Consider the following 12,513-nt stretch of genomic DNA (forward strand, 5'->3'; position numbering starts at 1 on the left):
CAGGTAGCATTAATTCGGTCGGAGTGTGTTTTTCTTCCGCACAAAGGATCGCGGGTCTGGTGTACGGCCCCGTCAATTCATTTGTCGGTGAGTTTTTCCTGCGGCAGATGCCGCAGCAAGGCAGAAGCGTTGGGTAGGGCAAACAACCGGCTCGTTGCATGTTCGGTATCAACATCTTCCGCAATATATTGCGCGCAAAGCAGTTGACTGGATCGAAGGTCTGCAGAGAGCGTGTTCCCCTTGGAGAGGGGAAGGGGGTTGCCTGTGGCATCTGTCCACTGGTTGAACCGGTAGGATCCATAGGCCGGTTGAGCGGTAAAGGTGAGACGATCGTCCCAGGAGCGCTGGTACACCCGCAGAAAGCGGCCTCTTCCATCCTGTCTGCGATTGATGTCCTGGCGGTCGGTCCGGATGTAAGGGGTAAAGGTTGCTTCCCGCAGGAGCGGACCTTTGTCGCTATCCTGCTTGATTACCGTGATCAGCACGTGTTTGTCAATCAGGGCATTGTCGGCTTTAAAGTAGTCGTATATCAGTTCCAGCTTCAGTCGCTCAAGCCGTATGCCGCTGCCCTCGTTGGGATAGCCTGACCGGGTAATCTGCAGGTCTGCCAGCACGGATGGCCGTGAATACATCATCAGGTCGGCGAGTGCATCTCCCTTGAGCAAGGATTTGAGCAACGATGCACTGGCTGCGCTGGGCACGCTGTGGGTTACCACGTCTGATTCCGGCTCGTAGCGAGCCTTCCATGTCAACGGGTTGCGATGGTCGACAAAGGGGTGCTGGAACTGGTACGTGTTGCTGCCTGATCGTATCCGGGAGATGCCGGGATGGGTGAAGGTCAGGTCGAGGTAGGCGTTTCGCGGGTAACTGCTGCCACTTGCCGGCGAGGTAACGATCTGGCCCTTGCGCTGATTGTCCTGCTCCATCTGGATACCGATATTCACCATGCGCAGATTCTCTTCGTTGGGAAGGTATTGCGCCAGGTTGACAGCCACGGGTTTCCCGGCGTTCAGCGTGTCGAGTTCTTCCTGGGAAAGCAGGTAACCGAAGGTGTTGGAATTTTCCTTAGGCTGGTTGTTGTATTCATGGAATATCTCGTTGGCAATATCTGCCAGCCGTTCCTTGTACACTGCAGTATAAATTGACCTGAAGGCATCGCCGTCAAGTTCTTCCCAGGTCTTGACCTTGGCAACCTTTTCCAGGCGTTGTATGAGTTGGTGGAAATCCAGTGGATGAGTGTACGGCTTAAGCATTCTGTACTCATAGGCCTTGGCCATGTAGTAGTGATATTCCAGCAATCGGTCATAGGTCCTGCGTTCCATATCGTCCACGTAGGCAATCGTATGATTGTCCAAGCCTTCCCTGACCTGTTCCATGTCTACGCTCATGGCGTCCATTGCCAGGATGCTGCGGGATATGAAGAGTGAGAGCTCTCCTACATTCTGCATGACTGCAGCCAGTTCTTCCACATACTCGCCTTTGCGACGCACCAGATCTCTGATTTCCTCCACCAGTGCCTGGTATTCGTTTGATTGGCTTTTCAGTTTTTCCAGTTCCGCTTCAATTTCCGTCTGCGGGGCACTGTTCTTCTGGACGAATTGCTGCAGGTCCATCAATCCGGCGGAAAGGGCTGCCGAGGACTGGCGTGCCCGGTCCAGGTACTGCATTTTTTTTCGCATGTCGCCGCTGGGGTCTGCCTGCCGCAGTTTCTGGCTGTCCATCTCCTGCTTCAGATCTTGAGCAGCGTTGTCAAAGCTGGAATTGAGGAAGCTGGAGGTCACGTCGGCTGCACCGATGATGGTGTCCCATGGTTTGTCTGGATCAAAATCACTCAATAGGTTTAGGCCACCACCGATTGCTCCCATGGCAGGTTGGTATACAGGGACCATGGTCAAGATGGTACCGCTGATTTTCAAGCCAAGACGGGCCCCGACAATCCAGGCAGGGGGGCGAACTTCCTCTTCTGCCTTCTGCGCCAGCTCGGTTTCCTTTGCCTTGAGTCGGTACTGGGTTTCCAGGGTGCGACTGTGTAGATTTTCGGCGGTATTCTGCAGCTGGGGAATACGGGCGACCGTGCTGTTAAACTGGTCCACGGCCATGGCGATATCTTTTTCGAGCTGCTTGCGCATTGCCGAAAGGGATTGAAACTGTTTTTCGGCTGCAGCAGCCTTGTTTTTGATGTTGTAGGCCAAATAGAGAATGTCGGCGGCGCTGTCGACCGCATTGTCAAAAATGGTCCGGTTGATTTCAAAACTCAGCAGGGGCGTCCAGCCGGCTGGATGGCCGAAGTAGTCCAGGTTGTTGCCGATCCGATGCAGGAGGGTGTGCATATCGTCGCACAGGTGTTCGATCTCGAGTTGTTTGGCCGAGTCGAGGGCTTGCCACTGGTCGGCAGCGGTATACTCGTCAATGGCCTGGAGGTGATCTCGAAGGGCATCGGCTGCGGCACTAATCCGGCTGGAGAGGTAGTCGTCTTTGATATGGTTAATACGTTTGTGGAGGAGTAACGGAGTAATCCATGCATGGGGATTACCGCTCAGGACAAAGGTGCCCATTGCACCGGATGGGTTGACAGGGTGGGCGATGGGGGCGTTCTTCCCTGCTGTGGTTGTGTGCCGTCCCAGTTCCTTGAAACCAGCGGAAAAGCAGTAGTTTGCTTTATACTTAATAGCTTTGCTCGGGTAACCTGGGGAACCGCCCCGGTAATAGCCGCGCGGTTGAGCTGCTGCAGCTCCCGCCTGTCCGCCGCCCAAGACCGCATGGATCGATATATCGCAGGAAGACACAAGGTTGCCGCCCTTGCCACCTTCTCCCGGTTTGCCCGATGGCGTTGCCGAGGTACCATTGGTCGGCCATCCGTCCGGATTGCCGCGGCTGAAGGCCTTGATAGGAATACCGATTGCACAGGTGCAGTAGGCAACCTCATAGACGATTTGGTATCCCGATGGGGCGGTTTTCTTAAAGTGGATGCCACTGTCCTTCCACTGCATGGTCCTGCCGTAGCTCGGCATGGAGGCACCTTCGGTGCCGTCTTTGCCAACACCTCCAGCCTGGCCTTTACCCCCGGTCAGGTCAAGTAATGCAGCCTGCTGTTGCGCCTCGTCATCCAGTTCGAATCTGGTGATGTTGAGGGTTATGTTGCCGGCGTCAAGGCCGTCTGCACCCGGCTTGCCAAGCTGGGGGACATCCTTTTTTTCCAGGGGTGTTGTTTTTAGTTGGGCTGCCGCACTTTCAAAGCGGAGTTCACGGGCATTGATCGTAATATCCGACTGGGGAAGGTGCAGAGGACTCCGGATGATGACGCTATGGGCAGTCACATGGAGCTCTTCTATGTCGGTGGCACCATGATAGGTGGCATAGAGCCCATACTCGTCATTGTCTTTGTCAAGAACGACAACCTCACCAAGGATGTGGACTTTGCGTAAAGAAAGGGGTGTGTTGAGTGAAGGGCGCTTGTAGTTAAAGACAAAAGCCTTGTCAGCCAGGTAGGTGTGTTCGACCTGCTCCTCGGCATTGATCGGGCGAAGAAAATCCACTGGACCTGGGTGGGTGTGCTCAGTGGCGTCGAACACGATGTGCTCAGGAGGGAGGTGGGGGAGGGGCGTAATGATAAAAGAGTGCGGATTTGCCTGTCCTTGCGGATCTGCCGTAATGGTGACGGAAAAGGGAAATGTGTCCCCCTCTGCTGGGCTGTAGCTGAACCGCCAGCAGTCCTTTTGTCCAGGCTCAGGAGTCAATCCGATTCTTCCCTTGGGCGCAGGGGCAGCGGTATAGGAAAAGGACATTTTCGAGCTGTCGGTGCTGTCGAACAGAAAAGTACACACGTTGCCGTGCCACACACTCAGTGCTGGGATTTCCTCAAGATTGAACAGTCGCTCTCCTTCGCCGGCAAGGGCGGTACGGTCGATGAGAGCTTTTGCTCCGGCAGGCAATTCGCTCGAGGTCGCGAGACGGTGAAGCAGGAAGCGCATTTTCCGTATGGACGAGCCGCCTATATCCTGGTAGGGCCGTTGCTGCATTATTCGTCGTGCTTCCTGGTTCAGGAGCGTGCCACTGTCTGCAGCAAGGGCCTCGGCAAGAGGCGAGGCTGCTGGGACCTGGCTTTCCGCAGGTGGCTGAGGTTCTTGTTTTTCGAGCATATCCAGGATGTTGCACGCTGCCATTGTGTTTGCCGAAGTGGGCTGGTCCTTGTTCATGCTGCTCTCCTTTCACTACTCTTTCGGTTTGTCACGGTGTTGTTCTTGCTTCCAGCTTGTCCCTGCCGCTCAGGCAGGTTGCATGGTCCATCCGTTGCCGTGTTGCGCATCGAGGATAGAGCGTTAAATGCTTTTTGGTCGAACTGTTTCGCTTGCTTCGGCTTCCTGAGGAAGCTTGGCCTTGGCCGGGCTCGACACTATGGTGCAGCTCAGGCTGTTCGGGTAATGGTGACCATCAGGTATCCCTCGTTGTTGCTGTATTTAGAAACCATGTCATTGGCGAAAAGATAGAGATCGGCCTCCCGTGGAGCCGTATAGGGTGCTGGGCTATCGCCAATGAGAAAGAGCTCTTCGTCCTCATCGTCCAGTGCACCCACTAGCGCAAACCAGTCAGCATGTTTCAGTCGCTTGTGGTCTTCGAAAAAATTGACGATTCCCTCCTTGTACCAGGGCAGTTGCTCGGTTTTCCAGCCACCTGGACCACATTCAATGGAGGCATCTTTCCAGGTGTCGTTTTTTTCAACTGTAAAGGTGTAGGTGCAGTTTCTCTGCAGGGTGACGCCGCTCCAGTTGTAGCGCATGCCGGCAAGTACCCTGCATGTGCGTGACTGATTTTTTTCCAGGTACAGGGGGTGGGCGCTGGGGTGTTTTTCGTCATTGGGATGCACCGTTCTTCGAGGATCAATCTGAATATCCTTGTTTTCCGAGATAGGTGCATAAACATCTGTGGTGCTGTAGCGCGGTAGCCTAGCTTTGGTGTCGTTGAAGTGAAGTCCGCAGCTTCTTGCCTGCTCCAGCATCCATTGCAGAGCGATGTTGGAGCGGGCTTCATTGGCGTTGCCCCCGCCGATGTCGCTGTGGACGCCACGGAACCATACTTCCGTGATGTTGGGGTAGGTGTTTTCCGGGTCCAGCCGGGTAACGTTGAATGTCTCGCGCCGTTCGTCCAGGGCCATGGCATGAAAGCAGTGGGTGACACACCGGTGCACTGTGGCGATATTCCATCCCAGGTTGATTTGTTGAAAATCGATAATGGTGTCTATGGCCAGCCCGAAAGAGGCGACTATATCCCATAGGCCAAGAAACCGTACCTGCGCCGGCTCATTGGTTCCGTTGGCCAGGCGTATGCCCTCTGTGCCGATTTTGTTGGCAAAGTGGACAGCCAGAGCCGCACCTCTGCTGAAGCCTATGATATCGATATCATGGTCCCCTTTTGCCCAATTCTCACAGAGTTCTTCATACATTTCGTCGATGCGGGTTCTGCCGCCGATCCCAAACAGCCCACCGAGCAGTTTTCCCAGGGTACCGAATCGGGTGCCCACTCCTTCCAGGTATTCGGTGTTGTTGCCGGTGTAGAGTTCTTTGAAACGGACCACATTGGTGTCTTGGCTGTCTGCAATTTCGTCTTCGTTCCAGGTACCATCAAACGCATACAGAGTCATTATTCGCCTCCTGCTAGCCAGCGCCCTTGGGGCAGTTTATCCGGTTGGAGCGTACCTTTAGCGGCACACCGTCTGCCGATGAAATACTTTCCCGTTGGAGAGTGTCTACTGTATTTGGTAACAGTTGAAAAAATAAGCACTGCATCCGAGGAAGTACATTGGGGTATTTACCCACGGGGTGATGGGTAGATATACCGTCCGGCAAGAAGGGCGAGGGGGCTCGGTTGAAAGAGCAAGTTGTTTATGGTTATCTTGGCTTGCAGGCGTGTGGGGGAAAGGGTGAAGATCTGTCGGCAACTAAGCCGATTCAATGGAAATTATGACTGGAGGCGGTGCACATGGGAAAAAATATCATCCTACTTTCCGACGGTACGGGCAATGGTGCAGCCAAACGGAACAAAACCAATGTCTGGCGACTCTATGATGCGTTGGATCTTCAAGGGCGAAAACAGGTGGCATGCTACGATGATGGAGTCGGTAGTCAGGAGTTCCTGCCATTGAAACTGCTCGGTGGTGTTTTCGGCTGGGGCCTGAAAAGGAATGTGCAGGAATTGTACATGTTTCTTTGCCATAATTATGAGCCTGGTGACAGGATCTATCTGTTCGGCTTCAGTCGAGGGGCGTACACTGTGCGGCTTTTAGCAGGAATGATTGCCTTTTGCGGCGTCTATGCAGACTGCAGCGATGAAGAGCAGCTGAAGCGGGTAACAAAAGAACATTACAATGCCTTTCGTTCGCAGTTTACGGAAGGGATGTTGACCCAGTGGGTTCGAAAATATACAGGTAAGACCGAATCGGCTCCGATGAAATATTACCCAGACATTACCTTTATGGGCGTTTGGGACACAGTTGATGCCTACGGATTGCCATTTGACGGGTTGGCGCGCTTCTGGGACAGGTATATTTACCCGATCTATTTTCCCGATCGCAAGCTCTCATCCAGGGTGAAAAAAGCCTGTCATGCGCTCTCGGTTGATGATGAGCGTAAAACTTTTCATCCCTTGCTCTGGGATGAAAGCGAGGAAACGGATCCTTCCAGGATAGAACAGGTGTGGTTTCCAGGGGTGCATTCCGATGTCGGTGGTGGATACCCCCGCTCCTCCCTCGCTCTGGTAAGTCTTGACTGGATGCTTGCCCGGGTTGCCGCCCAGGCGGAGAAGGAGGATATTCCAGGCCTCTATTTCATTCAACAGTGCCGGGAGGAGATCAGGGCGCATGCCAACTGGCATGGTCCTCAACACGATTCCCGCGCTCTTGCCGGGGTATATTACCGGTACAGTCCCAGGGATATAGAAAGGTTGTGCAGCGATAAAAAGGCAGGTGTGCAGGTGAGATGTCCCCAATTGCACCGCAGCGTACTGGAACGGGTCGCCCGAAACGCTGTTCCTTATGTCCCGCATGGCTTGCCCCAGGAATATGAAGTAGTGGTGACCAATGACGCGAAAGAGCGGCCACCCGACTATGAGGCTCCCCAGGAGCGTGTTCGGCGCAAGGCTGAGACCAGAGCGGTTGCCACCGTGATTCGCTACCGGAAGGTTCTCTATTTCTGCATGCTGGCAACCACCCTGGTCTTTGTCGCCTCACCTGTATACTGCAGGCTGGTTGGTTGCCAGAAGGGGACATCGCCGGACGGAGCGGTCAGTAGCTTATTCGATTGGATTCGACAGGGGGTGCCGAAGATGCTTACCCCATGGATTGATGTGTTGCGCGATCATCCGATGTTTTTTTGGGCACTGGTGGTTCTTTATCTTTGTTTTTTCCTGGTTAAAGGAAAGTTGTGGCAGGCGACTCAACGATTGGCAGCAAGGGCGTGGGCCGAGCTCAAGACCAAAAAATTGGTTGCCGAGGGTGAGGAGGCATAGCAAGGGGAAAGCTTGGCGAGAAAGCTCCGGCCGGGCTGTCGGAGTGGCAGCCCGGACCGGAGCAGGGGGAGGAGGGAGGGTTAGATTGCTTCCGGGCCTCGTTCTCCGGTACGAACCCGAAGGATGTCTTCAACCGGGAGGATGAATATTTTACCGTCGCCGATCTTGCCGGTCAGGGCTGCTTCCCTGATGACGCCAACGGCTTTTTCGGCAAGCTCGTCGTCCAGCACCAGTTCGATCTTGGTTTTCGGGTTGAAATCTACTTTGTATTCTGCACCTCGGTAGACCTCTTTGTGTCCTTTCTGTCTGCCGTAGCCTTTGACCTCGGTGACGGTCATACCGGCGATGCCTATTTCATTGAGCGCTTCTTTTACTTCATCAAGCTTAAAAGGCTTGATGATTGCTTCTATCTTTTTCACAGTGGATCCTCCTTACAAATTATTTGCGTGTAAATTCCGGGTAGGCTTCCAGGCCACATTCAGAGATGTCAACGCCTTCCATTTCCTCTTCCTCGCCGACACGAATGCCCATGGTTACCTTAATGATCAACCACACGATGAAGGAGGTGGCAAAAACCCAGGCAAAGATAACGCCTGCGCCGATAAGCTGAGCGATGAGGCTGCCTTCCGGATTGGTGAAGGCCACTGCGATCAAGCCGAACAGCCCGACAACACCGTGGACGGAGATGGCGCCTACAGGGTCGTCAAGTTTAAGTTTGTCGATGGTGACGATGGAAACTACAACAATCAGGCCACCAATAACGCCGACAATTGTGGATGCAAGCGGGGACGGGGTGAGCGGTTCAGCGGTGATGGCAACCAGGCCGGCAAGGGCACCGTTCAGCGCCATGGTGAGGTCCGCTTTGCCGAACCAGACCTGGGAGAGCAGCAGGGCCGCTACCAGTCCGCCGGCTGCTGCGGCATTGGTGTTGACAAAGACCATGGAAACCGCGTTTGCTTCTTCAATGTTGGATATTTTCAGTTCAGAGCCGCCGTTGAAGCCGAACCAGCCGAGCCAGAGAATAAAGGTACCAAGGGTCGCCAAGGGGAGGTTGCAACCAGGTATAGCGTTGACTTTACCGCCCGCATATTTCCCCTTCCGAGGTCCGAGAAGCAGTACCCCGGCAATGGCTGCAGAGGCACCGGTAAGGTGAACAACACCGGAACCGGCGAAATCAAGGAAGCCAAGGCCGTCAAGAAAACCACCGCCCCATTTCCAGTACCCTTCAACCGGGTAGATAAAGCCGGTCATAACAACGGCAAAGAGCAGGAAGGCCCACAATTTCATCCGTTCGGCCACTGCACCCGAAACGATACTCATGGCCGTGGCAACAAAGACGACCTGGAAAAAGAAGTCACTGAGGTTGGAGTAGTAGGTATCACCGCCTGATTTGAGTACTTCGTCGACCGTGTTGTCAGTCAGGCCGAACAGGCTGAATCCAGGTATAACGCTGCTGATTGCGTCGCCGTACATGATATTATACCCGCAGATCAGGTACATAATGCAGGCGATGGAATAGAGGGCAACGTTTTTGGTGAGAATTTCAACCGTGTTTTTGCCACGAACCAGACCAGCTTCAAGCATGGCAAACCCTGCAGCCATCCACATGACCAGGGCGCCGGAAATGAGAAAATAAAAGGTGTCGATGGAGTAGGCAAGCTGAACAAGGGTTCCGGCAACGCTGTCGGCAGCAGGGGCTTCTTCTGCAAGGGTGGGTATGGCGACTGCCATAATGGCTAGGAAGATGGCTCCTCCTAGGACTTTTTTCCGATGTGTACTGATGTTGGATTTCACTCTGTTTCCTCCTGTTGAATAATTGTACTGCTGATAAACTGTTTCACAACAAACGAACGTATCATTGGTGAGTAAAAAGCAAGAGCAGTGCCAAATCTGACATTTTTAAAAATAAATCGTTAATTCGGTTAGTTATCTATCAAGCGGAAAAAAGAGGTGGTGTTGCCAAGAAGAAACACCACTCAAAATTGTATGAGTTGTAAATAATAATTTACAAAATTGTAGAAAATGCTTGGGCGGGCGGTTACTCTGGATGGGGTCGGTTGCTCGGTTTTTGTGGTGATGGCAGTAGGTTAACTAAAAGGATGAATGCAAGGCGGTCGAGAAGTGGTTTAGTGTGAAAAAAAATGCAATATTGTAAAGTGCAGCATCGATGCAGTTAATTTTCCTCTATATGTTTACGGAAACGTTGCAGCTGGAGGTTTCGGATTTGCGCCAGGTCAAGATGGTAGAAATCCCGCGGGAAAAGGAATTCAGCAACACCGGTGTCGAAGATGCGTTTTACCTCATACTCATCATGCGCGACCTCGCGCTGGTAGATGTAGTTGAGATAGGAATGGTTGGTATGGATTATAAACTCAACCCGCATGCCACCGATACGGGCAAAAAATTTGAGCATGGCTGTTTTGGGCGAGCTGCCGGTGGCAGTGCCGGCATATTCACCGCCGGTGAGCGTGTCTGAAATATCTTCAAGGGTCATGAATGACCCTGCTTTGGCTGCACTGCGGGTAAGGTGGCGGACAAACCGTTTGACATCGTTCACTGAATTCAGTACGGCCATAAGGCCGAGTTCGTCATCCACGGCTGTGGCCGGGTTTTTTTCGTTCTTCCGCAAGAGTTTGATGACTTTTGCTGCTGGAGCCTTTTTGCGAATGGTAACGTAGATGGGAATCTCTCTGCCGCGGTCGTGAAAACGCCTTCGTTTGATCAGGGTCAGTTTGGTGCCTTTGCGGGGAGCAGTTTCTTCGGCCACTGCAGGGGTGATCACCTTTACCTGGGTACACCGAAAATTTTCCGGAGCATGCTCACTGTAGAGGTAGGCAATCTCCAACTCACCGATTTTGAGGTTGGGGCTCCAGACGAACATGTTGAGAAAGTTGATGAACTCTGAGAATTTTTCTGTGATTCGCGTTTCCCGCTCACGTTGATCAATGGACCCGGCCAGCCCCATGAGCGCCAACTTTCGTTTGGCTTCGAATCTGGCCTTGTCGTTGAAACGTTCATCAAAGAGAAAGAGCAGCAGGTTGACCGGGTCACTGGTTGATTCGATCTCGTTGGTGATCTCCAGGTGTGCACTGTAAGGAGCCAGGACTTTTGCCCGCAGTGTGTGGATGACATCATCAGCGGTCCGGGCATATTCGTTGAGATGACGGGTGACGGCATCGGCGCCGTTGTTGATGCCGAACATGTTGGCCAGCAGGTTATGGGCGCGGTCGGCAGCCGCCCTGCGCCTGGTCGGGTTGTGGATAAGGTGCAGCACCTCGTCAAAGGTGCTGATATCCAGCAGGTCAAAAATCTGGTTTCGGACCAGCCGGTATTTGGTTTTCATGAGTTGGTCGTGCTTGAGAGCGGCAGCCCAGGCCTTGGTGGTCCTGGAAAAGGGGTGTGCTGCCAGGGGAGGGGTGGAGGAGATGGAAAAGGGCCCACCTTGGAGCATGGCCGAGAAAACAGAATGGTAATCAAGAATACTCATGCGAGAAAAATCGTGCTGGAGATGCTATGTGAATGGTTTGATTATTATAGTAGGTAACGCGACTGCAGATACGCTAAGGTACCAGAATCAAGGATTACCGTCCAGTATCCTGTGAGGCAACGGGGGAAACGCGGTCTATGGGGCGGTGAACGCGCGTTCAAAAAAGGAACACCCCTGAGCTGTTGAGTTGAGGGAGCGGGAGAAGGGCAGAAGAAACAATGTGGCGAACCCTTTGAACATGGGCGCACTCTATGGTACATGTTGGCCGTTGTTACCCGTGATTGAAGCAGCGACAGTTGAGCGTCTGAGCCTTTCATTTCGCCTGTGCCTTTATTTTCGAGCAAGAGGCAACTGGGTCAGATTTACGAGGCCACCCGTAAGGCCACATCTGTCAAGTTGACAACGTGGTGAGATACTCCTGGAATACCAATGGCGGTGCTGTCGTGTACCTGTATGGTTGCTCTGCGCTTTCTGATACAGGTCGTATGCCAGGCGAATGACGAATTCTGGAAGTGCAACTCTCTGCCGGCGATGGGAAGCGTCGGTATACAGAGTACTTCCCTGTAGATAACCAATGATCGAGGCTGCTATGAAAATTGTTACCAACCCAGATGAACTGCGAGAGATAAGCTATCAATGGCGTTTTTCCGGTGTTTCGACCGGCCTAGTTCCGACCATGGGCTATTTTCATGACGGACATATCAGCCTGATGCGGTATGCCCGGAGCAAGTGTGATAAGCTCATTACAACGCTGTTCGTCAATCCTGCCCAGTTCGGGGAAAATGAGGATCTTGGCACTTATCCTCGTGACCTGGAAAGGGATGCCGTCATCGCTGAGCAAGAGGGGACCGATATTCTTTTTGCCCCGGAAGTGGATGCCATGTATAGCGACGACCATCAGACCTGGGTGGAAGTTCCTGTTATGGCCAAACGGTTATGCGGTATCAGTCGTCCGGTGTTTTTTCGAGGGATATGTACGGTCGTAACCAAGTTATTTATGCTGACCCTTCCTACCTTTGCGGTTTTCGGAGAAAAAGACTGGCAGCAACTGGCAATTATTCGTCGAATGGTAGCGGATCTAAATATCCCCACCACTATTCACGGGTGTCCGATTGTCCGTGAGCCTGATGGGTTGGCGATGAGCAGCCGTAATGTCTACCTCTCGGCAGAAGAGCGGGGCAAGGCGCCAAATGTACAAAAGGGGCTGCAGGTGGCACTGGGAATGGTGCAGGCTGGAGAGACCGATGTTGCGGTTATCAAAAAAGCTGTGCGGGATTTTTGGGCTGACCATGTCGGAGAGGCTGTAGAAGATTATCTGGAAATATTCCACCCGGAAACCTTGGAATATCTGGACCGGATAGAAGACAGAGCACATGTGGCCTGTGCGCTCCAGTATGGCCGCACCCGGCTTATTGATAATATAGCTTTGACCTGAAGCTGTGATGGGGTAGAGGGTGGGGTGTCGTCATTGGTCCACTTTGGGGGCGTTTATTGATGCAGTCCTGGGTGCACGGGGTGAAAGAAGA

At 53.1% G+C, this 12,513-nt stretch carries 7 protein-coding genes; 2 read left to right on the plus strand and 5 right to left on the minus strand.

What is annotated here, in order from left to right:
- Positions 1–77 precede the first annotated feature (77 nt).
- Together ACZ52Z_RS18845 and ACZ52Z_RS18850 are read right to left on the minus strand one after the other, a co-directional pair.
- Entirely contained in the window at positions 78–4,196 is a 4,119-nt protein-coding gene (locus ACZ52Z_RS18845; protein WP_464268312.1) for a hypothetical protein, read from the minus strand.
- A gap of 209 nt (positions 4,197–4,405) precedes the next feature.
- The gene (locus ACZ52Z_RS18850) at positions 4,406–5,638 is read right to left on the minus strand and encodes a phospholipase effector Tle1 domain-containing protein (protein WP_464268313.1); all 1,233 of its coding nucleotides are present in this window, start codon (positions 5,636–5,638) and stop codon (positions 4,406–4,408) included.
- 338 nt (positions 5,639–5,976) lie between these two features.
- Here ACZ52Z_RS18850 and ACZ52Z_RS18855 point away from each other — a divergent pair, with 338 nt between their 5' ends.
- Entirely contained in the window at positions 5,977–7,500 is a 1,524-nt protein-coding gene (locus tag ACZ52Z_RS18855) for a DUF2235 domain-containing protein (RefSeq protein WP_464268314.1), read from the plus strand.
- 80 nt (positions 7,501–7,580) lie between these two features.
- Here the strand turns inward: ACZ52Z_RS18855 and ACZ52Z_RS18860 are convergent, their stop codons facing one another.
- The 3 genes from ACZ52Z_RS18860 to ACZ52Z_RS18870 form a co-directional block, all read right to left on the minus strand.
- Positions 7,581–7,919, minus strand: coding sequence for a P-II family nitrogen regulator (locus tag ACZ52Z_RS18860; RefSeq protein WP_464268315.1), 339 nt, complete (start codon positions 7,917–7,919; stop codon positions 7,581–7,583).
- Between the two features lie 19 nt (positions 7,920–7,938).
- Entirely contained in the window at positions 7,939–9,231 is a 1,293-nt protein-coding gene (locus tag ACZ52Z_RS18865; RefSeq protein ID WP_464270826.1) for an ammonium transporter, read from the minus strand.
- Between the two features lie 442 nt (positions 9,232–9,673).
- The gene (locus tag ACZ52Z_RS18870; RefSeq protein WP_464268316.1) at positions 9,674–10,987 is read right to left on the minus strand and encodes a hypothetical protein; all 1,314 of its coding nucleotides are present in this window, start codon (positions 10,985–10,987) and stop codon (positions 9,674–9,676) included.
- A gap of 589 nt (positions 10,988–11,576) precedes the next feature.
- Here ACZ52Z_RS18870 and panC point away from each other — a divergent pair.
- A complete protein-coding gene (gene panC, locus ACZ52Z_RS18875) occupies positions 11,577–12,422 on the plus strand; it encodes a pantoate--beta-alanine ligase (RefSeq protein ID WP_464268317.1) in 846 nt (281 codons plus the stop codon).
- Positions 12,423–12,513: the final 91 nt, after the last annotated feature.

Source organism: Desulfogranum aggregans (assembly GCF_055398265.1).